The sequence below is a fragment of the Streptomyces sp. YGL11-2 genome (assembly GCF_050054615.1).
GTDB lineage: Bacteria > Actinomycetota > Actinomycetes > Streptomycetales > Streptomycetaceae > Streptomyces.
Genome location: NZ_JBNHIN010000001.1, coordinates 323,210 through 347,458, shown reverse-complemented (window position 1 = coordinate 347,458; position 24,249 = coordinate 323,210). Strand labels below are relative to the sequence as shown.

The following is a 24,249-nucleotide window of genomic DNA, read 5'->3' as shown; positions in this document are numbered from 1 at the left end:
CGTGCGGACCGTCCTCGTCACCGGCGCCGGCGGCGCGGGCCGCACCACGCTCGCCGCCGCGACCGCCCTGGCCGGTGCCCGGCAGGGCGCGCGGACGCTGCTGCTCACGACCCAGGGCAGTGCTCCGGAGGTGGTGCTGGGCGCCCGCCCCGGTGTGGACGCGCCCGCCCCGATAGCCGCCGCCCCCGGTCTGCACGCCCGCCGGATCGACCCCGCCGACCGCTTCCGCCAGGAGTTCCTCTCCTTCCAGGAGCGCGCCGGCGCGGCCCTCAACCTGCTCGGCGCGGCCCCCCTGGACGAGGACGAACTCACCGAACTCCCGGGCTCCGAAGCCTTCGCGCTGCTGCACGCGCTGCGCACCGCCCACGCCTCGGGCGACTGGGAGCTGCTGGTCGTCGACGCGCCGCCGGCCGCTGAAACGATCCGGCTGCTCGCCCTGCCCGCCCAGGTCCGCCGCTACCTCCGCCGCCTGCTGCCGCCCGAGCGCCAGGCGGCCCGCGCGCTGCGCCCGGTGCTCGCCCAGCTCGCCGGCGTCCCCATGCCGGCCCAGAAGCTGTACGAGGCCGCCGAGCGCTGGGAGAGCGAACTCGCCGCCGTCCAGCGGGTGGTGGACGCCCCCGGCACCTCCGTACGCCTGGTCACCGAGGCCGGCCCGGTCGCCGCCGCCACCCTGCGCACCCTGCGCGCCGGACTCGCGCTGCACGGCCGCCGCACCGACGGCGTGCTGGTCAACCGGCTGCTGCCCACCGGCTCCGCGGACCCCTTCCTGGCCGGTCTCTCCGGCAGCCAGCAGACCGCCCTCAAGGCGCTGCGCGACGAGTTCCCCGACGTCCCCGTGCACGAGGTGCGGCACCTGGGCCGCGACCCGCAGGGCATCGACGAACTCGGCGGGCTGCTCGACGGGCCGGCCGCAGCCGACCTCCCCGCCGACCACCCCGACCCCTGGACCGTCGAGGACCGGCTGGCCGCCGACGGCATCCTGGTGTGGCGGGTGCCGCTGCCCGGCGCCCGCCGGGAGGGCCTGGGCCTGGTGCGCCGCGGCGACGAGATCGTCGTCAGCGTCGGCCGCTTCCGGCGGATCCGCACGCTCCCCTCCGCCCTGCGCCGCTGCACCGTCTCCGGTGCCGGACTGCGCGACGGCGTCCTGGAGATCCGCTTCACCCCGGATCCGGACCTGTGGCCGCAGAGCGGCACAAGCGACTGAACCGCCCACCTCCCTTCGGGTACCGTCGGAGGTGTACCCGCCGTGCACAGCCCGTCCCGCAGTGCCGCGCGGCAGCGCTTCCCGGCCGTACCGGCTGTACCGCCTCGCAGCACCGCCCCGTCGCAGGAGTCCACGGAGTTCGTCATGAGTGATGCCACCGAGCGCCCCGCCGACCGCAGGGCCGAGCCCGACGCCGACGCCTGGTCGGCGGCCTGCGCCGAGGACCTCGCGGCGGAGCAGGCCCGCCGCCGGGACACCTACGGCCCCCAACCGGGGAGCGCCGCCGAGGAACTGCGCAAGCTCGCGGAGGCGGTGACCGAGAAGCTCGCCGGGATCCAGCTGCCCGGCGCGCTCGGCGGGATGGCCGCGCAGAGCGCCGTCAACCAGCTGTTCCGGCAGGCCAAGGCCGCCGTGGAGCCGGTCATCGAGCGCAACCCCGACGTCTTCGACCACCTCGCGGCGGCCGGCTCCGAGCTGCTCGCCGCCTACCGCTCGGCGGTGGAGAGCAGCGAGCGCCGCTGGACCCGCGGCGCGGACACCGGCGAGCAGACCGAGGGCCCGGCCGCCGGCCGGGACGACGATCCGCGCGACGACGGCCCGTCGGGCACCGAGCGGATCGATCTCGACTGACTCCGGCTCCGGTACGGTGGGTCCCGGCGGGGTTCGAGCGAAAAACTGAGGGACACATGGGACTCACCATCGGCGTCGACATCGGCGGCACGAAGATCGCGGCCGGCGTGGTCGACGAAGAGGGTTCGATCCTTGAGACGTGCAAGGTACCGACCCCGCAAGCCACCGATGAGCTGACCGAGGCCATCGCGGACGCCGTCCGCACGGTCGGAGCCGGTCATCATGTCGAGGCCGTCGGCATCGGCGCCGCCGGCTACGTCGACGAGAAGCGCGCCACGGTCCTGTTCGCGCCGAACATCGACTGGCGCCACGAACCGCTCAAGGACAAGGTCGAGCAGCGCGTCGGCCTCCCCGTCGTCGTCGAGAACGACGCCAACGCCGCGGCCTGGGGCGAGTACCGGTTCGGCGCCGGCCAGGGCCACAGCGACGTCATCTGCATCACGCTCGGCACCGGCCTGGGCGGCGGCATCATCATCGGCAACAAGCTCCGCCGCGGCCGGTTCGGCGTCGCCGCCGAGTTCGGCCACATCCGGGTCGTCCCCGACGGCCTGCTCTGCGGCTGCGGCAGCCAGGGCTGCTGGGAGCAGTACGCCTCCGGCCGCGCCCTGCTGCGGTACGCCCGCCAGCGCGCCTTCGCCACCCCGGAGAACGCCACCGTCCTGCTCGCGCTGGGCGACGGCACCCCCGAGGGCATCGAGGGCCGGCACATCAGCCAGGCCGCCCGCCAGGGCGACCCGGTCGCCATCGACTCGTTCCGCGAACTGGCCCGCTGGGCCGGCGCCGGCCTGGCCGACCTGGCCTCGCTGTTCGACCCGTCCGCGTTCATCGTCGGCGGCGGCGTCTCGGACGAGGGCGAGCTGGTCCTCGAACCGATCCGCAAGTCCTTCCGCCGCTGGCTGGTCGGCAACCAGTACCGGCCCCACGCCCAGGTGCTCGCCGCGCAGCTCGGCGGCAAGGCCGGACTGGTCGGCGCGGCGGACCTGGCCCGCCAGGGCTGACACGGGTGGTGGCCGAGCGCTCCGGACGTCCGGGGGCCGGTACGGGAGTTCCGGCCCCCGGCGGCTCACATCCCGGGCCCGGCGCGGGACTTCCGGAGTCGGGCACGGGACTTCCGGAGTCCGGCACCGCGGAGGACGGCTCCGCGGTCGTCCGGGTGCTCAGCTACAACATCCGCTCCCTGCGCGACGATCGGGCGGCGCTGGCCCGGGTCATCCGGGCCTGCGCCCCCGATCTCGTCCTCGTCCAGGAGGCCCCGCGCTTCTTCCGCTGGCGCACGGCCGCCGATCGGCTGGCCCGCGCGAGCGGCCTGGTGTACGTCACCGGCGGTGCGACGACCGCCGGCCCGATGATCCTCGCCACCCTCCGCGGCCGGGTGGAGCGCACCGAGGACGTCCTGCTGCCCCGCACTCCCGGACTCCATCAGCGCGGTTTCGCCACCGCGGTGCTCCGCTTCGGCCGCGCCCGGCTCGGCGTCCTCAGCTGCCACCTCAGCCTCGACGCCCGGGAGCGCTACGGCCAGGCCGGGCTGCTGCTGGACCGGCTGGCCGCGCTGGACGTGCCGTACGCGGTGGCCGGCGGCGACCTCAACGACCGCCCGGACGGCCGGAGTTTCCGCCGGGTGGCGGGCGTGCTGCGGGACGGCTGGGCCGCCCAGCCGTGGGGCGGCGAGTTCACCTCCACACCCCGCGAGCCGCGGCAGCGGATCGACGCGGTGTTCGCCACGGACGGGGTGCGGTTCCTCGGGTGCGGGGTGCCGCGGGGGCTGCCCGGGGTGCACGAGGCCGACCTCGTCCGTGCCTCGGACCATCTGCCGGTCCTGGCCGCCGTGCGGGTGCCCGCGGGCGGTCATGCCCTGCCCGACCCCGGCCCACCGGACCGGCCCTGAGGGAGCCCGGCCGCCGGACGGACCGCGGGCCGGGGGCGGTTCAGACCACCGCCCCGCCGCCCGGGAGGTCGTCGTCCTCCTCGCGGTCGTTCTTCATGCGGGCGACGAGCGTGGCGAAGCCGCCCAGGAAGCCGCCGATGCCGAGGACGGTGATCCACCACGTCACCGGCTGCTGCAGGAGCATCATCACGACCAGCAGGAGCGGGCCGCCGAGGACCGCGATCCAGGCGAACTTGGTGGTGACGTCGGGGCTCGGCAGCGGGGGCGGCTCGGGCGGGGTGAAGTGGCCCTCGTCGGTCGCGTCGAAGTCGTCGTCGGAGGGTTCGGCCGCGGACCAGTCGCGCGGCCCCACGCCGGGTGCGAAGACCACGAAGCTGCCGGGCCGGGAAGGGGGACCGGGGCTGCCGGGCGAGCCGGGGGAGTCGGCGGCGCCGTCGTCGGACGGGGCGTCGGGCTGCCGGCCGGCGTCCGCGTCCGGGTCCCGGCCGACGTCCGGGTCCCGGCCGGCGTCCGGGTCCGCGTTACGGCCGGCGTCCGCGTCCCGGCCGGCCGTGTCCGGTGCCCGTCCGCCGTCGCGCCCGCCGTCCAGGTCCGGGAACTCCGGCTGCTCCCCGTAGCCCGCGACGATCTCGGCCCAGGCAGCCTCTTCGTCCAGCGGGTCCCGGGGGTCGCGGGGGCTACGCTCCGCCACTGGCCGCCGTCCCCTCCTGGACCGCGGCCGGCCCCGCCTCCGGGGCGAGCCGGGTGATGAAGGCGTGGCTGTCCCGGAAGATCCGCTCCGCGTCGTGGTCGAGCGTGGCGACGTGGTAGCTGCGCTCCAGGAGGGTGTGCCGGACGTCTGTGGAGGACACCCGGCTCAGGATGCGGTCCGAGTCGACGGGCGGGACGACGTGGTCCTGCGGGCTGGTCATCACCAGCAACGGCTGGGTGACGCGCGGGAGTTCGGAGTCGACCAGCTGGAAGAACCGGCGCAGCGAGTGCGCGGCGTGCAGCGGCACCCGGTCGTAGCCGACCTCCTCGGCACCGGGCTTGGCGATGTCGCTGGCGATCCCCTTGGTCGACCGCACGACATGGCGCAGCACCGGCAGCAGCGGCGCCGCCGTGTCGTGCACCTTGTTGCCCGGATTGACCACCGCCACACCGCTGACGGCGTCGCCGTGCTTGGCGGCCAGCCGCAGCGCCAGCGCGCCGCCCATGGACAGACCGCAGACGAAGACCCTGCTGCACCGCTCGGTCAGCGCCCGCAGCTCCCGGTCCACCTCGGCGTACCAGTCCTGCCAGGTGGTCAGCTGCATGTCCTGCCACCGCGTGCCGTGGCCGGGCAGCAGCGGGACGGTGACGCTCAGTCCCTGGTCGGCAAGGTATTCCGCCCAGGGGCGCACGGACTGGGGGGAACCGGTGAAGCCGTGACATACGAGGACGCCGACCTCTCCGCCGTCACGGCGGAACGGCTCGGCTCCGGGAAGGAGCGGCACCGGGGAACTCCGATCGATAAGGGGCTGGCGGGTTACCTCAGCGTACGCGGAGTGACCGCGACGGGGTAGGCCCTGCGCGGCCGCTGGGGCAGGTCGGGGGACCGGTGGGCGGTGCTTGCGGGACGCCCGCGCGGTCGCCGGCGGGCCGGGACGTCCCCTCGTAGCCCGGTCGCGGCGAGCGGTGCCCCACGAGGGGGTTAAGGTCTTTGCGTCACACACAGGAGGCAGTCGGTTGATCTACGGCGCAATGAAGTTTTCCATCGGCGGGCCGCTGAGGCTTGCGTTCCGTCCGTGGGTGGAAGGCATCGAGAACGTTCCCGCCGAGGGTCCGGCGATCCTCGCGAGCAACCACCTGTCCTTCTCGGACTCCTTCTTCCTGCCCGCGGTGCTGGACCGCAAGGTCACCTTCATCGCGAAGGCCGAGTACTTCACCTCCCCGGGGGTGAAGGGCAAGCTGACGGCCGCGTTCTTCAAGGGCGTGGGCCAGCTCCCGGTCGACCGCTCGGGCGCCCGCGGCGCGGGCGAGGCGGCGATCAAGAGCGGCATCGAGGTGCTGGAGCGCGGTGAGCTCTTCGGCATCTACCCGGAGGGCACCCGCTCCCCGGACGGCCGCCTCTACCGCGGCAAGCCGGGCGGCCTGGCACGGGTGGCGCTGGCCACCGGGGCGCCGGTCATCCCCGTGGCGATGATCGACACCGAGAAGGTGCAGCCGCCCGGCAAGATCCTGCCCAAGATGGTCCGGCCGGGCATCCGCATCGGCAAGCCGCTGGACTTCAGCCGCTACCAGGGCATGGAGAACGACCGCTTCATCCTGCGCTCGGTCACCGACGAGGTGATGTACGAGATCATGAAGCTGTCCGGCCAGGAGTACGTCGACATCTACGCGACGGCGGCCAAGCGGCAGATCGCCGAGGCGGCCAAGGCCGCGGAGGCGAAGAAGAAGGCCGATGCGGAGCGGGCCGCGCAGGCCGGCGCCGAATAGCCAGGACAGACGGGACCGACGGGCGGAGCCGAGGCCGGGGGCAGCGTGGCCCCCGGCGAGGGGTGGGGGCCGGAATGACGGATGCCGACATACGGACGGTCGACGGCGGCGTGGCCGGCGCGGCGGCCGGTGGCCGGGAAGCCAGGGGCACAAGGCCCCCGAAGGTGCTGCGGATGTCCGTCGAACTCCCGCTGTGGCGGGCGATCACCGGCTACCGCATCCTGACCCTCGGCTACGCCCTGTGCCTGTTCGCGCTGTCGTACGGCAAGTACGCCCACCCGCTGGGTGCCGCCGCCTACATGGGCGCGATCACCCTGTGGACGGCGCTGACCTGGCGCCGTACGACCTCCCCGGAGCGCTGCAGCCGGCGCTTCCTGGTCGCCGACCTCTGCTTCGCGGTCGGCGGCATCCTGCTGACCTCGGTGGTCGACACCCACGCCCGCATCATGGGCGGCGCGGCGACGCTGCCCTCCATATGGACGGCGGGCGCGGTGCTGGGCTTCGCGATCAGGGGCGGCTGGCGGTGGGCCGCGGTGGCCTCCAGCATCGTCGCGGTGGCCAACCTCGTCGAGCGCGAGCAGCTGGCCCGGGACACCGTCCACAACGTGGTGCTGGTGTGGGTGGCCAGCGTCGCCATCGGCTATGTCGTCGAGGTGGCCCGCGCCAGTGAGCGCACCCTCGCCCGCGCGCTCCAGATCGACGCCGCCACCCGCGAGCGGGAGCGGCTGGCCCGTGACATCCACGACAGCGTGCTCCAGGTGCTGGCCATGGTGCAGCGGCGCGGCGCCGCGATCGGCGGCGAGGCGGCCGAGTTGGGGCGGATGGCCGGCGAGCAGGAGGTGGCGCTGCGCACCCTGGTCTCCGGCGGGCTGGTGCCGGCACAGCGCGCGGTCCCGCAGACCGGTGCGGCCACCGCGGACGCGGCCGGCGCACTGCGTACCGCGCCGCCGACGGCGCCTGTCGCCGGCGGCCCCTGCGACCTCCAGGTGCTGCTCGCCCCGTACGCCGGTGCCGGGGTGACGCTCTCCGGGCCCGGCACGGCGGTCGAGCTGCCGGCCGCCGCGGCGACGGAGCTGGCCGCCGCTGTCGGTGCCGCCCTGGACAATGTACGGGTGCACGTGGGGGCCGATGCCCGCGCGTGGATCCTGGTGGAGGACGAACCGGACGCGGTGATCGTGACGGTCCGCGACGACGGACCCGGCATTCCCGAGGGGCGGCTCGCGGACGCCGAGCGCGAGGGCCGCCTCGGGGTGGCGCTGTCGATCCGCGGCCGGCTGCGGGACCTCGGCGGCAGCGCGGAGTGGGTCTCGGTCCCCGGCCAGGGCACGGAAGTGGAGCTGAAGGTTCCCAAGGGCGCCGCGCCCGGGGGAGAACGACGGGGGAAGTCATGAGCGAGCGCAGCGTGGGGGTCCGCCCGGCCGAAGGCTGGGGGAGAGTCATCAGGGGGTGCGCGCCTCGGGAATGCGGGGGCGGGCGAAGCGAGGTCTCGGCATGAGTGTGAGCGAAGAGACGGCCCTGCGGGTCATGGTGGTCGACGACCATCCGATGTGGCGGGACGCGGTCGCCCGGGATCTGGCGCAGGCCGGGTGCGACGTGGTGGCGACGGCCGGTGACGGTCTCCAGGCGGTGCGCCGGGCCCAGGCGGTGGCGCCCGATGTGCTGGTCCTGGACCTGAACCTGCCGGGGCTGCCCGGCGTCCAGGTGTGCAAGCAACTGGTCGGCGCCGACCCGTCGCTGCGGGTGCTGGTGCTCTCCGCGAGCGGTGAGCACGCCGATGTCCTGGAGGCGGTGAAGTCCGGCGCGACCGGCTATCTGCTGAAGTCGGCGAGCACGGAGGAACTGCTGGACGCGGTGCGGCACACCGCCGCCGGCGACCCGGTGTTCACGCCGGGGCTGGCCGGCCTGGTGCTCGGCGAGTACCGCCGGCTGGCCACCGAGCCGGTCCCGGCGACCGCCGACGAGCCGGGCGCCCCGCAGTTGACGGACCGTGAGACCGAGGTGCTGCGCCTGGTCGCCAAGGGCCTCTCGTACAAGCAGATCGCCGAGCGGCTGGTGATCTCGCACCGCACGGTGCAGAACCACGTCCAGAACACCCTCGGCAAGCTCCAGTTGCACAACCGCGTGGAGCTGGTGCGGTACGCGATAGAGCGCGGCCTCGACGGGGTGTGAGGCGGCCGTCCCGGGCGCCCGGCGGTGACCGCTTCCGCTCGTACGGGTGAACGCCTCGCGTCAACTCCCTTGAGAACAAGCGGAATCCGCGACTCACCCATCCCGGAGTGACCCAGCTCACCATTAGCGTGACGAGGGTTGGCTCATTGACGGCCGTGCGCGGCCATGGACGGGACGTAGGTGAAGCGATGCGGGTCGGAGTACTGACCGGTGGCGGCGACTGCCCGGGTCTGAACGCAGTGATCAGGGGCATCGTCCGCAAGGGCACCCAGGAGTACGGGTATGACTTCGTCGGCTTCCGGGACGGCTGGCGCGGACCGCTGGAGGGCAACACGCTCCCGCTGGACATCCCGGCGGTGCGCGGCATCCTGCCCCGGGGCGGCACGATCCTCGGCTCGTCGCGGACCAACCCCTTCAAGCAGGAGGACGGTGTCCGCCGGATCAAGGAGACGCTGGCCAAGCAGGAGGCCGAGGCGCTGATCGCGATCGGTGGCGAGGACACCCTCGGCGTCGCCGCCCGGCTCTACGAGGAGCACGGCATCCCCTGCGTCGGCGTGCCCAAGACCATCGACAACGACCTCTCGGCCACGGACTACACCTTCGGCTTCGACACCGCCGTCGGCGTCGCCACCGAGGCCATCGACCGGCTGCACACCACCGCCGAGTCCCATATGCGGGTCCTGGTCGTCGAGGTGATGGGCCGGCACGCCGGCTGGATCGCCCTGCACTCCGGCCTGGCCGGCGGTGCCAACGTCATCCTCATCCCGGAGCAGCGCTTCGACGTCGGCCAGGTCTGCGCCTGGATCGACTCCCGCTTCAAGGCCAGTTACGCCCCGATCGTGGTGGTCGCCGAGGGCGCGATGCCCAAGGACGGCGACATGGTCCTCAAGGACGGCAGCACCGACTCCTTCGGGCACGTCCGGCTGTCCGGTGTGGGGGAGTGGCTGGCCAAGGAGATCGAGGTGCGCACCGGCAAGGAGGCGCGGACCACCGTCCTCGGGCACACCCAGCGCGGCGGCACCCCGAGCGCCTTCGACCGCTGGCTGGCCACCCGCTTCGGGCTGCACGCCATCGACGCGGTGCGGGACGCCGACTACGGCAAGATGGTCGCGCTGCGCGGCACCGACATCGTCCGGGTGCCGATCTCGGACGCCACCGCCAGGCTGAAGACGGTCGACCCGGCGCTGTACGCCGAGGTCGGGGTTTTCTTCGGCTGAGAGCCGGGCCGTTCTCCCCCCGGGCGGCACCGTCGGGCGAGGGGCCGTATATTCGCCATACGCGACATATTCGCCATGCGCGACATATCCGGCCCATTGCTTCTACGGGGCTCTGGCTTCCGCACACCACGCACCGGCGGGAGGGAACGTGGAGATCGTCGCATTCGGCGTGCAGGCGGACGAGCGGCCACTGCTGGAGAAGGCGTTCGACGGCCACCACCAGGTCCGCTGCCTGGACGTCTTCCTCAACCGCGACACCGCCCCCATCGCCCACGGATACGAGGTCGTCAGCACCAACGTCAACGCCGATCTGAGCGCCGAGGTGCTGCAGACCCTCGCGGCCGGCGGCACGAAGATGGTCGCCCAGCGCTCCACGGGCTTCAACAACATCGATCTGGAGGCTGCGGCCGATCTGGGCCTGACCATCGGCCGGGTCTCCTCGTATTCGCCCTACGCGGTCGCCGAATTCGCCTGGGCACTGGCGCTGGCAGTGAACCGGCGGCTCGTACGGGCTGCCAACCGCACCCGGAACTTCGACTTCCGGCTGGACGGCCTGATGGGGCGCGATCTGCGCGGCCGTACCGCGGGCGTGGCCGGCACCGGCAGGATCGGCGAGGCGTTCACCCGGATCGCGCACGGCTTCGGGATGAACCTGCTCGGCTGGGACCTCGTCGAGAACCCGGAGTGCGTGGCGCTCGGCATGCGCTACGTCCCCCGGGAGCGGCTGTTCGCCGAGGCGGACCTGATCACCCTGCACGTCCCGCTGGTCGGCGACACCCGGCACCTCGTCGACGCGGCGGCGCTGGCCGCCATGAAAGACGACGCGATCCTGATCAACTCCAGCCGGGGCGGGCTGGTCGACACCGCGGCCCTGGTCGAGACGCTGAAGGCCGGCCGGCTCACCGGCGTCGGCCTGGACGTCTACGAGGAGGAGGCCGGGCTCTTCTTCTTCGACAAGTCCCTGGACGTCATCAACGACGACACCCTCGCCCGCCTGATGACCTTCGCGAACGTGCTGGTCACCTCGCACCAGGCGTACTTCACCGAAGAGGCGGTCGGCCAGATCATCGAGACCACGGTGGCCAACGTCGAGGACCATCTGGCCGGCCGCACCAGCGAGCACATGCTGGTCACACGAGGACAGCTGCCAGCAGCTGCGCGGTGACCGAGGCGCCGTCCAGGGTCAGCACCGACTCGGGGTGGAACTGCACCCCGGCGAAGCCCGGACCGCGCAGCGCGTGCACCTCACCGGTCGCCTCGTCCCGGCTCAACTCGACGCGGTGCATGGCGAGTTCGGCCGCGGTACGGTCGTCGCAGCGGGCCGTGAAGGTGTTGTAGAAGCCCACCGTCTCCGGCCGCCCGAAGAAGTCGATCCGCTCCTGCGCGCCCTGGAACGGGACTTCCTTGCGGACGATCTCCAACCCCAGCTCGGCGGCGATGAGTTCGTGGCCGAGGCAGACACCGAGGAGACCCTGGCGGTGTCCGGCGAGCAACTCGGCGGTCAGCGCGCGCAGGAAGCGCATCTTGGGGTCGGCGGCGTCGGACGGGTCGCCCGGCCCCGGGCCCAGCACGACCGGGCCCTGGTGGGCGAGGGCCGCCTCGCGCAGCCCCGGCTCGTCGTAGCGGCGCACCGTCACCGTCAGCCCCGAGGTGCGCAGCAGGTGCGCCAGCATCGCGGTGAAGGTGTCCTCGGCGTCGACGACCAGGGCATGGCCGCGCAGCTCGGCGGTCGGCGCGGCGGGCCGCATCCGGAGCCAGAAGGGCGCCAGCCCGGCACGCCGGGCGTCCAGCGCGGCCCGCACCCGCGGGTCGTCGGCCAGCCGCGGCGGCCGGCCCCCGTCCGCCGGGCGTGCCGGCGCCTGCCGCACCCCCAGCGCGGTGAGCACGCCCGCCGCCTTCGCATGCGTCTCGGCGACCTCCCCGTGCGGGTCCGAGGCGCGCACCAGGGTGGCGCCGACCGGCACCCGCAGCCGGCCTCCCCCGGTGATGTCGGCGGTCCGGATCAGGATCGGCGAGTCCAGCGTCCGGCTCCCCGCGCCACCGTCCCCCGGGGCGCGCCCGATGAGCGCCAGCGCGCCCGCGTAGTAGCCGCGGCCGTGCCCGTCGGGGCCCACCGGCTCGTGCCGCTCGATGACCCGGCAGGCGTTCTGCACCGGCGAACCGGTGACCGTCGCCGCGAACATCGTCTCCTTGAGGACCTCCCGTACGTCCAGGGTGGAGCGCCCGCGCAGCTCGTACTCGGTGTGCGCGAGATGCGCCATCTCCTTGAGCCGGGGCCCGACCACCACCCCGCCCCGGTCGCCGACGGTGCACATCATCTTCAGTTCCTCGTCCACCACCATCGACAGCTCCTCGGCCTCCTTGCGGTCGCCGAGGAACGCCAGCAGGCCCTCCGGGGTCGGCCCCTGCGCCGGGTAGCGGTAGGTCCCGCTGATCGGGTTCATCACGACCGTCGAGCCGGTCATCCGTACGTGCACCTCGGGGCTGGCGCCGACCAGTGTGCGCACCCCCGGCCGGTGCACCACGAACGTCCAGTACGCCCCGCGCTCGCCGGCCAGCAGCCGCCGGAACAGCGCCAGCGCGTCCGCCGCCGAGAAGTCCGGGATCTCGCCCTCGAACGTGCGGCGGATGACGAAGTTCGCGCCCTCGCCGGTGCCGATCTCGTCGCGCACCACCCGCTCGACGATCTCCGCGTACGCCTCGTCGGCCACGTCGAACGCCCCGCCCTCGACCCGTACGGCGTGCGCCGGGAGCGCCGCCAGCAGCTCCTCCAGCGGCAGCTCGTGGCACTCGGCGGGGCGCAGCACGGCGAGCGGGGTGCCGTCGTCGTGCGCCCGGAAGCCGCGCTCGCGGATCTGCCGGAACGGGACCAGCGCCAGCGCGTCGGTCACCGGCGCGTCCGGCACCCCCTCTCCCAGCGGGATGTCGGCCAGCCGCTCGACCTCGGTCACCTCGCCGATCAGCGCCTCGACGACGGTGCCGTCCCGCCCGGGGGCGAGGCGGCGCAGGAGGGCGAACGGCGGGCAGGCGGGGTCCAGCAGCCGCTGGACCAGCGCGGCGGCAGCGGGCCGGGTCTGGGGCTCGGGGTGCATGGCGGTTCCTTCCGGGAGTGCTTCCGGTACGGAGGGAACGGCCGTGGGAACACCGAAGGCCGCCCCTCGGGCGGCCTTCGCGAAATCGTGGGATGTGCGCGCGAATCAGTGGGCCGCCGGATGAGCGGTCCACCACCAGTCCTGGTTCATCGCCGGTCGCGTGCACATGCCGGGAACCCTACCGGAACGTCCCGGACACGGTGTCTCACAGTCCGGATGCCGGACGGACACCCCCGCGGGACCCCGTAATGTGGGGGATGTGACCGTGAACGCTGAAACCCACGCCGGTGGCAACACCTGGCGAGACCTGCCCGCGGCGCAGCAGCCCGACTGGCCGGACCAAGAGGCTCTGCGCGATGTGATCGCGGAGCTCGAGTCCTATCCGCCGCTCGTCTTCGCGGGCGAGTGCGACCAGCTGCGCGAGCGCCTGGGAGCGGTCGCCCGGGGTGAGGCGTTCCTCCTCCAGGGCGGCGACTGCGCGGAGGCGTTCGACGCCGTCTCCGCCGAGCACATCCGCAACAAGCTCAAGACGCTCCTCCAGATGGGCGCCGTGCTGACCTACGCCGGGTCCGTCCCGGTGGTCAAGGTCGGCCGGATCGCCGGCCAGTACAGCAAGCCGCGCTCCAAGCCGACCGAGACCCGCGACGGCGTGACCCTGCCGACCTACCGCGGCGACTCCGTCAACGGCTTCGAGTTCACCTCCGAGGCCCGAATCCCGGACCCGCGGCGGCTCCAGCGGATGTACCACGCCTCCGCGGCGACGCTGAACCTCGTCCGGGCCTTCACCACCGGCGGCTACGCCGACCTGCGGCAGGTGCACGCCTGGAACCAGGACTTCGTGAAGTCCTCGCCCTCCGGGCAGCGCTACGAGGCGCTGGCCCGCGAGATCGACCGGGCGATGAACTTCATGAACGCCTGCGGGGTGGACCCGGAGGAGTTCCGGACCGTCGAGTTCTACTCGTCGCACGAGGCGCTGATCCTGGACTACGAGTCGGCGCTGACCCGCGTCGACTCGCGGACCGGCAACCTCTACGACGTCTCCGGCCACATGGTCTGGATCGGCGAGCGCACCCGCCAACTGGACGGCGCGCACATCGAGTTCGCGTCCCGGATCCGCAACCCGATCGGCGTGAAGCTCGGCCCGACGACGACCCCGCAGGACGCGCTCACCCTCATCGACCGGCTCGACCCGCACCGCGAGCCCGGCCGGCTCACCTTCATCACACGGATGGGCGCGGACAAGATCCGCGACAAGCTGCCCGACCTGGTGGAGAAGGTCACCGCGTCCGGCGCGCAGGTCGTGTGGATCTGCGACCCGATGCACGGCAACACCTTCGAGGCGGCCTCGGGCCACAAGACCCGCCGCTTCGACGACGTGCTGGACGAGGTCAAGGGCTTCTTCGAGGTTCACAAGAGCCTGGGCACGCACCCGGGCGGCATCCACGTCGAGCTGACCGGTGACGACGTCACCGAGTGCGTGGGCGGCGGCGACGAGATCTTCGTCGACGACCTGCACCAGCGCTACGAGACCGCCTGCGACCCGCGGCTCAACCGCAGCCAGTCGCTGGACCTGGCNCCCCCCCCCCCCCCCCCCCCCCCCCCCCCCCCCCCCCCCCCCCCCCCCCCCCCCCCCCCCCCCCCCCCCCCCCCCCCCCCCCCCCCCCCCCCCCCCCCCCCCCCCCCCCCCCCCCCCCCCCCCCCCCCCCCCCCCCCCCCCCCCCCCCCCCCCCCCCCCCCCCCCCCCCCCCCCCCCCCCCCCCCCCCCCCCCCCCCCCCCCCCCCCCCCCCCCCCCCACTGCGTTGCGTCGCGTTGTCCAGCCCGCGCGGTCGCAGGTAAGGTAAGGGTAACCTCACTCAAGATCAGCTGGATCGGGTGGGCCGCCCTTACGGAGGTGAAACCGCGTGTACGTCTGCTCTTGCTTCGGCATCACCGAGCAGCAGGTCCGCGAACACGCGGAGCGGGGCGCCTGCACGCCCCGCCAGGTCGCCTCCGCCTGCAAGGCCGGCACCGACTGCGGCAGCTGTGTGCGCCGCATCCAGTCGCTCCTGGGCCGCGGTGCGTGCCCCCGGCGCGAGCTGATCGACAACGGCGCCCCCGACGCGCTGGGAGCGGAGCCCGAGCCGCTGGGTTCGGTGCCCGACGCGCTGCGTGCGGAGTCCGGGCCGCCGCGTCAGGCGCCCGACGTGCTGCTCGCGGCGAGTGCGCCGCCGGCCGCGGCGGCGGGCGCACCGGTGCCCGGGGGCCTCCGGGCGGTCGCGTAGCCCTCAGGGTCGGCCGGCCGGTGCGCATGGCGCCGGGGCCTCAGCTCGGCTGCTCGATCAGCTGGGAGATGTAGAGCGCTTCGCCGAGCTTCTCGACCAGCTCCAGCTGGGTGTCGAGGTAGTCGATGTGGTGCTCCTCGTCGGCGAGGATGTCCTCGAAGATGTTCGCCGAGGTGATGTCGCCCTTGGCGCGCATGATCTCGATCCCGCGCTTGAGCCGGTCGATGGCCTCGACCTCGACCTGCCGGTCCGCCTGGAACATCTCGGTGACGGTCTGGCCGACGCGTACGTGGAACAGCCGCTGGTAGTTGGGCAGCCCTTCGAGGAAGAGGATCCGGTCGGTCAGGATCTCCGCGTGCTTCATCTCGTCGAAGGACTCGGCGCGGGTGTACTTCGCGAGCTTGGGCCAGCCGAAGTTCTCCTGCATCTTGGCGTGCAGGAAGTACTGGTTGATCGCGGTCAGCTCGGCGGTCAGCTGCTCGTTGAGGAATTCGATGACCTCGGGGTCGCCCTGCATGGCTGCGGGCCCCTTTCGCGCGGGAACTGGGAAGGTGCCGCGCATCCTCGCACCGCGCGGAGCGGAGAGTCCAGTAAGTTCACGCTTAGTAGGAGATGCCCGAATCTGTCCCTCCTGGTCATCGGCACCCTCCAGGGTCTGACACCATGGGGGCATGGGTCAGCCGGAACGCCACGAAGAGGAGCCTGTGCTCCCTCCGGGGCAGCGGCTGCAGCGGGGGTGGCCGGTGACGCACTACGGTCCGGTCCCGAAGTTCCGCCCCGAACGCTGGGAGTTCCGGGCCTTCGGCGCCACCGCGGACGGCGCCAAGCACTGCTGGACCCACGAGGAGTTCACGGCACTGCCGTATACCACCGTCGTCGCCGACATGCACTGCGTGACGAAGTTCAGCATGCTGGGCGCCGAGTGGGGCGGGGTGCTGACCCGCACGATCCTGGAGCTGGCGCCGCCCGCGCCCGACGTCACCCATGTGATGGTGTGGGCCGAGTACGGCTTCAGCTCGAACCTGCGGCTGGCGGACTTCGCCGCGGACGACTGCATCTTCGCCACCCACCGCTCCGGGGAGCTGCTCACCGCCGAACACGGCTTCCCGGTCCGGCTGATCGTGCCGCATCTGTACGCCTGGAAGGGCCCCAAGTGGGTCCGCGGCATCGAGTACATGACGGCGGACCGCCGCGGCTTCTGGGAGGAGCGCGGCTACCACAACCTGGGCGACCCGTGGCGGGAGCAGCGCTACTCGTACCAGGAGGAGCCGGGCGAGGGCCCGGAGCTCTGAGCCCCGGACCCCGGCCCCGGTCCGCGCCGGCGCGGACCGGGCGGCGGGTCAGTGCCCGCGCAGCTCCTTGAGGCGGGCCACGTCCGCCGCATGCCCCTCCGGACCGCCCGGGGTCTCGATCACCAGGGGGACGCCGCTGGTCGCGGGGTGGCCGAACAGCTCGGCGAACGGCTCCGCGCCGATGTGGCCGGCACCGATGTTGGCGTGCCGGTCCTTGTGGGCGCCGACCACGTCCTTGGAGTCGTTGGCGTGGATCAGTCTGAGCCGGCCCTCGCCGGTGACCTGCACCAGCTCGTCCAGCAGCGCCTTCATCCCGCCCGGGGCCGCCATGTCGTGCCCGGCCGCGAAGGCGTGGCAGGTGTCGAGGCAGACGCCGAGCCGCGGATGCCGGTCCAGCGCGTCGAAGTACGGGCCGAGGTCCTCGGCCAGCGCGCACAGCGAGGCGCCCTGACCGGCCGTCGGCTCCAGCAGCAGCCAGGGGTCGTCGTCGTGCGTCAGCTCGTCCAGCAGCGGGCGCATCCGCTCCCGTACCTGCGCCAGCGCCGTCTCGCGCGGCCGGCCGCCGGTCGCCGAGCCGGTGTGCACGACCACGCCGAGCGCACCGATCTCCCGGCCGCGGCGCAGCGAATGCCGCAGCGACGCCACGGACTTGTCGACCGTCGCCTCGGTGTGCGAGCCGAAGTTGATCAGATACGGCGCATGGACGTACGCCGGAATCCCCTCCCGTTCGCAGCCGGCGCGGAACGCCTCGTCCTGCTCGGGGCTGCCCGGCGGGGTCGCCCAGCCGCGCGGGTTGGCGACGAAGACCTGGACGGTCTCGCCGCCCATCTGACGGGCGTACGGAAGGCCGACCTTGGCCAGGCCGCCGGCCACCGGCACATGGCCGCCGACCGGATTGCGTGCGCGGGCGCGCCCGGCGGCGGCCTCGGGGGACAGGGGAGTACTCACCCTCCCAGGGTGCCAGGTGCCCCGCGGGCGTCCGCGGGGCACCCGGTCCGGCGGCCGGTCGCTACAGCGCGCCCTTGAGCCGGATCGTGATCGTGCTGCCCTTGGGCGCCTTGTCCCCGGGGGCGACCGACTGCGAGTCGACGCTGTCCTGGGGGAACAGCAGCGGCTTGTGCACCTCGACCTTGAAGCCGAGGGCGGTCAGCTGCCGGGTGGCGTCCGCGGTGCTCTTGCCGCCGACGTCCGGGACGGCGATCATCTCCGGCCCCTTGGAGAGGGTGAGGGTGACCGTCTCGCCCTTGCCCAGGGTGGCGCCCGCGCCGGGCGACTGCTGGGCGACGGTGCCCTGGTCCTGCGGCGAGAAGACCGGCTGGTCGGCGATCTTCACCCGGAAACCGGCCTGTTGCAGCGCCGCCTCGGCGTCCGCCTGCGCGCTGCCGATCACCTTGGGCACGTCCACCGGTGAGCCCCGGCTGATCGTGATCCCCACGGCCGTGTCGGGGCGCCGCTGGCTGCCCGCCGCCGGGTCCGTACGGATCACCGACCCCTTGGCGACCTCGTCGCTGAACTCCCGTGTCTCCGTGCCCGGCACCAGGCCGAGGTCGCGCAGCTTGCGCTTGGCGTCGGCGACCGGGGTGCCGGCCAGATCGGGGATCGCGACGCTGTCGGGGCCCCGGGAGACGGTGACGGTGACCGTGCCGGTACCGCGGATCCGCTGGCCGGTCGCCGGGTCCGTGGCCATGACGTGGCCGCGCTGCACGTTCGGGCTGAAGCCGCGCACCACTTTCACCCGCAGGCCCTCGTCGCGGAGCGTCTGCTCGGCCTTGGCCTGCGGCATGTCCAGCACCGCCGGAACGGTCGTGAACTGGCCGGAGTTGATGTACCAGACACCCGTGCCCACGCCGAGGACCAGCAGCACGGCCGCGAGCACCGTGAGGATCCGGCGCCGCTGGAGCCGGTCCGTGCGCGGGGCCGGCGCGGGCGGCGGGCGCAGCCGCGTGGTCCGCTCGGCGGGCGGCGCCGCGTCCGGCGGCGGCATCTCCAGCCGGCTGGTGCGGTTCAGCTCCGCCTCCCCCTCGGCGGGCAGCGCCAGCTGCACACCCGCGGGGCGCGGTATCACGTTCGTGGGCTCGGAGTCGCTGCCGCCCGCGGGCACGTCCCTGGCCTGCGGCGGTACGAGATCCAGCTGCTCGTCGGTCAGCCGGGAGCGGGCCGACCGCGACCGGGACAGCAGCGCCACCGCGTCCTGCGGGCGGTCCTGCGGCTCGCGGGCGGCGGCCAGCGCGACCAGGTCGTCCAGCTCGGGTGCCAGGCCGGGCACGAGCTCGGAGGGCGGGGTGATGTCGTCGTGCAGATGGCTGTAGAGGATCTGCGCCGCGGAGCCGCCCGTGTGGGGCTTGCTGCCGGTGAGCATCTCGTAGAGCACCACACCGCAGGCGTAGACATCCACCCGCTCGTCCGCGGTGCCGTGCTCCATCTGCTCGGGGGCGAGATACGAGACCGTCCCCAGGACCGAGCCCGTGGAGGCGGTGGTGTGCGTGTCGACCGCGCGGACCAGGCCGAAGTCGGCGACCTTGACCCGGCCGTCGTCGCCGATGAGCACGTTCTCCGGCTTCATGTCGCGGTGCACCAGGCCGGCGCGGTGCGCGGCCCCCAGGGCGGCGAGGATCGGCTCCAGGATGTCCAGCGCGGCCCGCGGCTGGAGGGCGCCGCGCTCGCGCAGCACGTCGCGCAGGGTGCAGCCGGCGACGTACTCCATCGCCAGGTAGACGTACGTCCCGTCGGTGCCCTGGTCGAAGACGCCCACCACGTTCGGGTGCGACAGCCGGGCGACGGACTTGGCCTCCCGGATGAAGCGGTCGACGAACGCCCCGTCCACGGCCAGGCTCGGGTGCATCACCTTCAGCGCCAGCACGCGGTCGAGCCGGGTGTCCAAGGCCCGGTAGACGGTCGCCATCCCCCCGGCGGCGATGCGCGCCTGGACGCGATAGCGGCCGTCGAGCAGCTGGCCCACCACGGGGTCTCCCCCGCCGTAGGCCGGGGAAGGGTCCTGAAGCGTCGTATCCACGGCAGACGAGTCTACGAGCAAGTACGGACACCGCGAATGCCCCGGCCGCCGCCCCGGCGCACCGCAGCGGAACGGCGACCGGGCCGGCGGTGCGGGCAGGCTCGGCCGGAACGGCAGGGACCACCGGAATAAACGGGCGCGGGGCACCGTCTGCTCTCCAGGAGGGCGACGGCAACGCACCGCGAGAAGAAGCGCTCGAACGCGTTCACATGCGATGGAACGGGACGAAGGGGGACGCCGGATGGCGACGCTGCGGATCGGTGAGCTGGCCCGGCGGACGGCCACCCCCGAGCGGCTGCTGCGCTACTACGAGGAGCAGGGCCTGCTCAGCCCCGACCGGCTGCCCAGCGGCTACCGCGTCTACCGGGAGTCCGACGTGGCGCAGGTCCGCCGTATCCGCACGCTGCTCACCTCGGGACTGAACACCGCGACGATCGCGCAGGTGCTGCCCTGCCTGCGCGACGAGGGCGACGGCCGGCTGGTGCCGACCTGCCCCGACCTCGTCGGCGAGCTCCACCGGGAGCGCGACCGGATCACCGGGTCCATCGAGGCGCTGATCGCGTCCCGGGACCTGCTCGACCAGGTGATCACGGCCGCCCCGCGGGAGTTCGCCGACCGGGTGGGGGCGGCCCACCCGGTCCCCTGAGCGGCGCAGCCGCTGGTCAGAACGCCGGCCGCTCCGGATCCAGCTCCGCCACGCCGTCCGTGGGCGAGGAGGCGTGGGCGAAGTGCCGGCGCGGGATCCGGCCCGCGCGGTGCGCCAGCCGGCCGGCCTCGACCGCGTGCCGCATCGCCGCCGCCATCAGCTCCGGCTCCTGCGCACGGGTCACCGCGGACGCCAGCATCACCGCCGCGCAGCCCAGCTCCATGGCCAGCGCGGCGTCCGAGGCGGTGCCCGCGCCGGCGTCCAGGATGACCGGGACGCCGGCCCGTTCGGTGATCAGCTGGAAGTTGTGCGGATTGCGGATGCCGAGCCCGGAGCCGATCGGCGAACCGAGCGGCATGATCGCCGCGCACCCGACGTCCTCCAGTTTGCGGGCGAGCACCGGGTCGTCGTTGGTGTAGGGCAGCACGGTGAAGCCGTCGTCGACGAGGATCTCGGCGGCGTCCAGCAGCTCGACCGGGTCGGGCAGCAAGGTACGTTCGTCCGCGACGACTTCGAGCTTGACCCAGTCGGTGCCCAGCGCCTCCCGGGCCAGCCGCGCGGTGAGCACCGCCTCGCCCGCGGTGAAGCAGCCCGCGGTGTTCGGCAGCACCCGGATGCGGTGCCGCTCCAGCACGGACAGCACCGAGCCCTGCACGGTCGGGTCGAGCCGCCGCATGGCGACCGTGGTCAGCTCCGTACCGGAGGCGAGCAGCGCGCGCTCCAGGACGTCGAGGCTGGGCGCTCCGCCGGTCCCCATGATCAGGCGCGACTGGAAGGCGGTGCCGGCGATGGTGAGGGTGTCGTCGGCCACGGTCAGCCTCCCTGGACGGCGGTGAGGACTTCGACGCGGTCGCCGTCACCGAGCGCGGTGCCGGCCCACCGGTCGCGCGGCACCACGGTCTCGTTGACCGCGGCGGCCACTCCGCCGGTGGCCCGGGAGAGCGTCGCGACCAGCCGGTCGAGGGTCAGTCCGCCGGGAATCCGGCGGACCTCACCGTTGATGGACACGGAAACGGTGGCGGCATCGGGGGCCTGGCGGGTGTCCGGGCCGTCGGGTGTGTCAGGGGCACCTGTGGCAGTCATACGGGCTGCTCCTCAAGGGCGCGGGCGCGCTCGGGGCCCTCGGCGGTGGGGCGAAAGCGCGCGGGGGAGAAGGGGCGGGCCACGTCCGGGAGGCTCCCGGTGGCCAGGACCTCGGCCATCGCCTCACCGGTGACCGGCGTCAGCAGCACGCCGTTGCGGAAGTGGCCGGTGGCCAGGTGGAGACCGGGCAGCTCGGTCGGTCCGAGCAGCGGCGCGTTGTCGGGGGAGGTGGGGCGCAGCCCGGCGCAGCTCTCGATCAACGGCAGCTCGGTGATCCCGGGCACCAGTTCATGGGCGTCCCGCAGCAGCTCGTAGACCCCGCCCGCGGTGACGGTGGTGTCCCAGCCGAGCTCCTCGCTGGTGGCGCCGAGGACCAGTTCCCCGCTCTCCCGCGGCACCAGGTAGACGGGGTTGCCCCGTACGACGGCCCGTACGGTGCGTGCCAGGAACGCCGCGCCACCCGGGAGCGCGTCCGGCATCCGCAGCCGCAGCACCTGCCCCTTTACCGGCCGCACCGGCGGCAGGACGGACGCGGGGACCCCGGCGAGCCGGCCGCTGTGGCTGCCCCCGGCCAGGACGACCTGGCCGGCCGACAGCCGTGTCCCGTCGGCGAGTTCGGCCCCCGAGGCGCGTCCGTCGCCGGTCGTCAGCCGCACCGCCCGGTCGCGGTGGAAGACCACCCCGGCGCGCTCGCAGGCGGCCATCAGTGCGCTCAGCAGCCGCCGCGGATCGACCTGGTGGTCGCCGTCCACCCGGAGGCCGCCGCGCACCCCCGGGGCGAGCATCGGCTCCAGACGGCGGCACTCGCGCCCCGTCAGCCACTGCGAGTCCAGTCCCGAACGGGTCTGGAGGGCGTGCAGTTCGCGCAGGTGGGCGCGGTCGTCGGTGTCCAGTGCGACGACCACGGTGCCGCAGCGCCGGTAGCCGATCCGCTGCCCGGCGGCCTCCTCCAGCTCCTCCGTGAAGCGCGGATAGCGTTGCGCCGAGGCGAGGTTGAGGCCCAGCAGGGTCTGCTCGCCGTAGTGCAGCTCGGTGACCGCGGCGAGCATGCCGCCCGCGACGCGGGCCGTGCCGCCGCCGGGCGCGGGGTCGGCCACCGCGACCCGCAGACCGCGGCCGGCCGCCCGCCAGGCGGTGACCAGCCCGATGATGCCGCCCCCGATGACCAGGACATCGGGGTGCCCGGCAGGCGCCGCGGGCGGTTTCGGTGGTGTGGCAGATGGATGCATGGGCGTCCAGCCCCTCCCTTCGCCGGCATGACCCGGATCAGGTTCGTACGGTCGGAGGCCGGCCAGCCTCCCTCTCAGCCCGGTCCGTCCGGGCTCCCGCGAGTGCGTGTAGCCGCCACCCTAGTACGGGTCGCGATGCCCCGTAAGGGAGCGTCCTGGTCTGTCGCGGGCCGCCGCCGGGCGCTGCCGGGCGCCGTCCCGGAGGGCGGGCTCCCGCGTGACCGTCTGTGACGCTGTGTCAGAGATCTCCTTGCGCGCTGCTGCGAGCCGCGTCATCCGCCGTCCTAGAGTGATCGGGTGAGCGAGCAGAGCAAGTCTTCCCAGGCCCCTGACCGCACGCCGCGCGTAGTGATCGCCGGTGCGGGAATCGCGGGTGTGCAGACCGCCGTAGCCCTGCGCGAACAAGGCTGGCGCGGCGCGATCACGCTCCTCGGCGACGAGCCCCACCCGCCCTACGACCGCCCGCCGCTGTCCAAGGCGGTGCTCCTCGGCAAGGCCGACGGCTCCGCCTTCGACGTCGACTTCGCCGCCCTCGGCATCGACCTCCGTCTCAGCAGCCCGGTCCGCGACCTGCGCCCGGACGCCCACGAGGTCGACACCGCCGAGGGGCCGGTCCCGTACGACTACGCGGTGATCGCGACCGGCGCCGAGCCGATCACGCTGCCCGGCAGCGAGGACCTGCCCGGCGTCCACCTGCTGCGCACCCTGGACGACGCCGAGCGGCTGCGGCCGGTGCTCGCCGCCCAGCACCGGATCGTGGTCGTCGGGGCGGGCTGGATCGGCGCCGAGTTCGCCACCGCGGCCCGTGAGGCGGGCTGCGAGGTCACCGTCGTCGAGGCCGCCGACCGCCCGCTGGCGGGCGCGCTGCCCGCCGAGGTCGCCGCGTACATGACCGACTGGTACGCGGACGCCGGGGCCGAGCTGCGCACCGGCGCGCGGGTCGCGTCCGTCGCCCCCGGCGAGGTGGCCCTTGAGGACGGCACGGTGCTGCCCGCCGACGCCGTCGTCATCGGGATCGGCGCCCGCCCCGCCACCGCCTGGCTGGCCGGTTCCGGCGTCGCCCTGTCGCCCGCGGACGGCTCCGTCCTCGCCGACGAGCAGCTGCGGACCTCCGTCCCCGACGTGTACGCGGTCGGCGACTGTGCCTCCTTCCCGTCGGCCCGCTACGGCACCCGGCTGCTGGTCCACCACTGGGACAATGCCCTCCAGGGGCCCCGCACGGTCGCCGAGAACATCGTCCTGGGAGAGGCGGAGGGCGTGGTCTACGACCCGGTCCCGTACTTCTGGTCCGAGCAGTTCGGGCGGTTCGTGCAGTACGCGGGCCACCACGTGGACGCCGACGAACTGGTGTGGCGCGGCGATCCGGCCGGCGCCGCCTGGTCGGTGATCTGGCTGCGGGGCGGGCGGCTGGTGGCATTGCTGGCGGTCGGCCGCCCGCGGGACCTGGCCCAGGGACGCAAGCTCATCGAGCGGGGCGCGCTGCTCGACCGGGAGCGGGCGGCGGACGCGTCCCTACCCCTCAAGTCCGCGGAGCGGTAGGGCCCGTCCGCCCCTGACCGGTCGGACAGGTCCTGGGCCGGCCGGTCACCCGCCGGTGTGCCGCGGGCCCCTGATGGCGAGGCCCGGCTACCGGCTGTCAGTGGGAGGTGGCACGCTTGTCCTGTGACCGAGATTGACGCAAACATCGATGGACTCGTCCCCGCCTGGCTCACCCTCCCCGACATCGCCGAAAAGCTCGGCGTCGAGGTGACCCGCGTCCGGCAGCTGGTCAAGGAGGGCCAGCTGATCGCGGTGCGCCGTGGCGAGAACAGGGTGCTTCAGGTGCCCGCCGAATTCATCCAGGACGGCAAGGTCGTCAAGGGGCTCGTCGGGACGCTGACGCTGCTCCGGGACGACGGCTTCGCCGACGACGAGATGCTGGAGTGGCTCTTCACCGCCGATGACACCCTGCCGGGCACCCCGGCGCAGGCGCTGCGCGAGAATCGCGGCACGGAGGTGAAGCGCCGGGCTCAGGCGCTCGCCGTCTGACGCGCACCGCGCGCCTCAGGCAACCGCACCAGCCAACCGCAT

23 protein-coding genes, 1 pseudogene and 1 riboswitch are annotated in these 24,249 nt (G+C 73.7%); of the genes and pseudogenes, 15 read left to right on the top strand and 9 right to left on the bottom strand.

Features of this window, described 5'->3' with window-relative positions:
- The first annotated feature begins 1 nt into the window (after window position 1).
- The 4 genes from ACO1BR_RS01575 (at window position 2) to ACO1BR_RS01560 (ending at window position 3,719) form a co-directional block, all read left to right on the top strand.
- Window positions 2–1,204, top strand: coding sequence for an ArsA family ATPase (locus tag ACO1BR_RS01575; RefSeq protein WP_426793187.1), 1,203 nt, complete (start codon window positions 2–4; stop codon window positions 1,202–1,204).
- Window positions 1,205–1,348: 144 nt separating this feature from the next.
- Complete coding sequence (locus ACO1BR_RS01570; RefSeq protein WP_426793186.1) at window positions 1,349–1,834, top strand: DUF5304 domain-containing protein; 486 nt, start codon at window positions 1,349–1,351, stop codon at window positions 1,832–1,834.
- A gap of 56 nt (window positions 1,835–1,890) precedes the next feature.
- Window positions 1,891–2,832 carry an ROK family glucokinase gene (locus ACO1BR_RS01565; protein ID WP_426793185.1) on the top strand — a complete coding sequence of 314 codons (942 nt, stop codon included), beginning with the start codon at window positions 1,891–1,893 and terminating at the stop codon, window positions 2,830–2,832.
- 155 nt (window positions 2,833–2,987) lie between these two features.
- A complete protein-coding gene (locus ACO1BR_RS01560; RefSeq protein ID WP_426793329.1) occupies window positions 2,988–3,719 on the top strand; it encodes an endonuclease/exonuclease/phosphatase family protein in 732 nt (243 codons plus the stop codon).
- Window positions 3,720–3,759: 40 nt separating this feature from the next.
- Here the strand turns inward: ACO1BR_RS01560 and ACO1BR_RS01555 are convergent, their stop codons facing one another.
- Entirely contained in the window at window positions 3,760–4,410 is a 651-nt protein-coding gene (locus ACO1BR_RS01555; protein ID WP_426793184.1) for a hypothetical protein, read from the bottom strand.
- Window positions 4,397–5,194, bottom strand: a complete 798-nt coding sequence (locus tag ACO1BR_RS01550; RefSeq protein ID WP_426793183.1) for an alpha/beta hydrolase — start codon at window positions 5,192–5,194, stop codon at window positions 4,397–4,399. The genes ACO1BR_RS01555 and ACO1BR_RS01550 overlap by 14 nt, the downstream gene beginning before the upstream one ends.
- 247 nt (window positions 5,195–5,441) lie before the next feature.
- Here ACO1BR_RS01550 and ACO1BR_RS01545 point away from each other — a divergent pair, with 247 nt between their 5' ends.
- The 5 genes from ACO1BR_RS01545 (at window position 5,442) to ACO1BR_RS01525 (ending at window position 10,727) form a co-directional block, all read left to right on the top strand.
- On the top strand, window positions 5,442–6,176 hold the full coding sequence (locus ACO1BR_RS01545; RefSeq protein WP_426793182.1) for a lysophospholipid acyltransferase family protein: 735 nt from the start codon (window positions 5,442–5,444) through the stop codon (window positions 6,174–6,176).
- A gap of 74 nt (window positions 6,177–6,250) precedes the next feature.
- Window positions 6,251–7,567 (top strand): MacS family sensor histidine kinase, encoded by a 1,317-nt coding sequence (gene macS, locus ACO1BR_RS01540; protein WP_426793181.1) that lies wholly within the window; start codon window positions 6,251–6,253, stop codon window positions 7,565–7,567.
- Between the two features lie 100 nt (window positions 7,568–7,667).
- A complete protein-coding gene (locus ACO1BR_RS01535) occupies window positions 7,668–8,345 on the top strand; it encodes a response regulator (RefSeq protein ID WP_426793180.1) in 678 nt (225 codons plus the stop codon).
- 188 nt (window positions 8,346–8,533) lie between these two features.
- Window positions 8,534–9,562, top strand: coding sequence for a 6-phosphofructokinase (locus ACO1BR_RS01530; protein ID WP_426793179.1), 1,029 nt, complete (start codon window positions 8,534–8,536; stop codon window positions 9,560–9,562).
- A 148-nt stretch (window positions 9,563–9,710) separates the two neighbouring features.
- Entirely contained in the window at window positions 9,711–10,727 is a 1,017-nt protein-coding gene (locus tag ACO1BR_RS01525) for a 2-hydroxyacid dehydrogenase (protein ID WP_426793178.1), read from the top strand.
- On the opposite strand, the gene ACO1BR_RS01520 is transcribed toward ACO1BR_RS01525, so the two are convergent.
- The gene (locus ACO1BR_RS01520) at window positions 10,693–12,654 is read right to left on the bottom strand and encodes an anthranilate synthase family protein (protein WP_426793177.1); all 1,962 of its coding nucleotides are present in this window, start codon (window positions 12,652–12,654) and stop codon (window positions 10,693–10,695) included. The two genes, ACO1BR_RS01525 and ACO1BR_RS01520, sit on opposite strands and share 35 nt — an antisense overlap.
- A 259-nt stretch (window positions 12,655–12,913) precedes the next feature.
- Between ACO1BR_RS01520 and ACO1BR_RS01515 the strand changes: the two are divergent.
- Together ACO1BR_RS01515 and ACO1BR_RS01510 are read left to right on the top strand one after the other, a co-directional pair.
- Window positions 12,914–14,227 (top strand): annotated as a pseudogene (locus ACO1BR_RS01515) (class II 3-deoxy-7-phosphoheptulonate synthase); the annotation flags it as partial.
- 329 nt (window positions 14,228–14,556) lie between these two features.
- The gene (locus ACO1BR_RS01510) at window positions 14,557–14,916 is read left to right on the top strand and encodes a (2Fe-2S)-binding protein (protein WP_426793176.1); all 360 of its coding nucleotides are present in this window, start codon (window positions 14,557–14,559) and stop codon (window positions 14,914–14,916) included.
- A 40-nt stretch (window positions 14,917–14,956) separates the two neighbouring features.
- Here ACO1BR_RS01510 and bfr read toward each other — a convergent pair whose 3' ends face one another.
- Complete coding sequence (gene bfr, locus ACO1BR_RS01505) at window positions 14,957–15,433, bottom strand: bacterioferritin (protein ID WP_426793175.1); 477 nt, start codon at window positions 15,431–15,433, stop codon at window positions 14,957–14,959.
- A 154-nt stretch (window positions 15,434–15,587) separates the two neighbouring features.
- Here bfr and ACO1BR_RS01500 point away from each other — a divergent pair, with 154 nt between their 5' ends.
- On the top strand, window positions 15,588–16,208 hold the full coding sequence (locus ACO1BR_RS01500; RefSeq protein ID WP_426793174.1) for a sulfite oxidase-like oxidoreductase: 621 nt from the start codon (window positions 15,588–15,590) through the stop codon (window positions 16,206–16,208).
- Between the two features lie 48 nt (window positions 16,209–16,256).
- On the opposite strand, the gene ACO1BR_RS01495 is transcribed toward ACO1BR_RS01500, so the two are convergent.
- On the bottom strand, window positions 16,257–17,156 hold the full coding sequence (locus tag ACO1BR_RS01495) for a deoxyribonuclease IV (RefSeq protein WP_426793173.1): 900 nt from the start codon (window positions 17,154–17,156) through the stop codon (window positions 16,257–16,259).
- A gap of 61 nt (window positions 17,157–17,217) precedes the next feature.
- The gene (gene pknB / locus ACO1BR_RS01490) at window positions 17,218–19,221 is read right to left on the bottom strand and encodes a Stk1 family PASTA domain-containing Ser/Thr kinase (RefSeq protein ID WP_426793172.1); all 2,004 of its coding nucleotides are present in this window, start codon (window positions 19,219–19,221) and stop codon (window positions 17,218–17,220) included.
- Window positions 19,222–19,462: 241 nt separating this feature from the next.
- Between pknB and ACO1BR_RS01485 the strand changes: the two genes are divergently transcribed.
- Window positions 19,463–19,867 carry a MerR family transcriptional regulator gene (locus ACO1BR_RS01485; protein WP_426793171.1) on the top strand — a complete coding sequence of 135 codons (405 nt, stop codon included), beginning with the start codon at window positions 19,463–19,465 and terminating at the stop codon, window positions 19,865–19,867.
- Window positions 19,868–19,883: 16 nt separating this feature from the next.
- Here ACO1BR_RS01485 and ACO1BR_RS01480 read toward each other — a convergent pair whose 3' ends face one another.
- The 3 genes from ACO1BR_RS01480 to thiO form a co-directional block, all read right to left on the bottom strand.
- Window positions 19,884–20,678 (bottom strand): thiazole synthase, encoded by a 795-nt coding sequence (locus tag ACO1BR_RS01480; protein WP_159504293.1) that lies wholly within the window; start codon window positions 20,676–20,678, stop codon window positions 19,884–19,886.
- 2 nt (window positions 20,679–20,680) lie between these two features.
- On the bottom strand, window positions 20,681–20,950 hold the full coding sequence (gene thiS, locus ACO1BR_RS01475) for a sulfur carrier protein ThiS (protein WP_426793170.1): 270 nt from the start codon (window positions 20,948–20,950) through the stop codon (window positions 20,681–20,683).
- Window positions 20,947–22,179 carry a glycine oxidase ThiO gene (gene thiO / locus ACO1BR_RS01470; RefSeq protein WP_426793169.1) on the bottom strand — a complete coding sequence of 411 codons (1,233 nt, stop codon included), beginning with the start codon at window positions 22,177–22,179 and terminating at the stop codon, window positions 20,947–20,949. The genes thiS and thiO overlap by 4 nt, the downstream gene beginning before the upstream one ends.
- Window positions 22,177–22,289: riboswitch (TPP riboswitch) on the bottom strand. (Overlaps the previous gene by 3 nt.)
- A gap of 187 nt (window positions 22,290–22,476) precedes the next feature.
- Here thiO and ACO1BR_RS01465 point away from each other — a divergent pair.
- Both ACO1BR_RS01465 and ACO1BR_RS01460 read left to right on the top strand, forming a co-directional pair.
- Window positions 22,477–23,718 (top strand): NAD(P)/FAD-dependent oxidoreductase, encoded by a 1,242-nt coding sequence (locus tag ACO1BR_RS01465; RefSeq protein ID WP_426793168.1) that lies wholly within the window; start codon window positions 22,477–22,479, stop codon window positions 23,716–23,718.
- Between the two features lie 123 nt (window positions 23,719–23,841).
- The gene (locus ACO1BR_RS01460; protein WP_426793167.1) at window positions 23,842–24,207 is read left to right on the top strand and encodes an Rv2175c family DNA-binding protein; all 366 of its coding nucleotides are present in this window, start codon (window positions 23,842–23,844) and stop codon (window positions 24,205–24,207) included.
- Window positions 24,208–24,249 lie beyond the last annotated feature (42 nt).

Coding starts and splice junctions, on each gene's coding strand:
- ACO1BR_RS01570 (WP_426793186.1), top strand. CDS start 1,349: ATGAGTGATGCCACCGAGCGCCCCGCCGACCGCAGGGCCGAGCCCGAC.
- ACO1BR_RS01565 (WP_426793185.1), top strand. CDS start 1,891: ATGGGACTCACCATCGGCGTCGACATCGGCGGCACGAAGATCGCGGCC.
- ACO1BR_RS01545 (WP_426793182.1), top strand. CDS start 5,442: ATGAAGTTTTCCATCGGCGGGCCGCTGAGGCTTGCGTTCCGTCCGTGG.
- macS (WP_426793181.1), top strand. CDS start 6,251: ATGACGGATGCCGACATACGGACGGTCGACGGCGGCGTGGCCGGCGCG.
- ACO1BR_RS01535 (WP_426793180.1), top strand. CDS start 7,668: ATGAGTGTGAGCGAAGAGACGGCCCTGCGGGTCATGGTGGTCGACGAC.
- ACO1BR_RS01530 (WP_426793179.1), top strand. CDS start 8,534: ATGCGGGTCGGAGTACTGACCGGTGGCGGCGACTGCCCGGGTCTGAAC.
- ACO1BR_RS01520 (WP_426793177.1), bottom strand. CDS start 12,654: ATGCACCCCGAGCCCCAGACCCGGCCCGCTGCCGCCGCGCTGGTCCAG.
- bfr (WP_426793175.1), bottom strand. CDS start 15,433: ATGCAGGGCGACCCCGAGGTCATCGAATTCCTCAACGAGCAGCTGACC.
- ACO1BR_RS01500 (WP_426793174.1), top strand. CDS start 15,588: ATGGGTCAGCCGGAACGCCACGAAGAGGAGCCTGTGCTCCCTCCGGGG.
- ACO1BR_RS01485 (WP_426793171.1), top strand. CDS start 19,463: ATGGCGACGCTGCGGATCGGTGAGCTGGCCCGGCGGACGGCCACCCCC.
- thiS (WP_426793170.1), bottom strand. CDS start 20,950: ATGACTGCCACAGGTGCCCCTGACACACCCGACGGCCCGGACACCCGC.
- thiO (WP_426793169.1), bottom strand. CDS start 22,179: ATGCATCCATCTGCCACACCACCGAAACCGCCCGCGGCGCCTGCCGGG.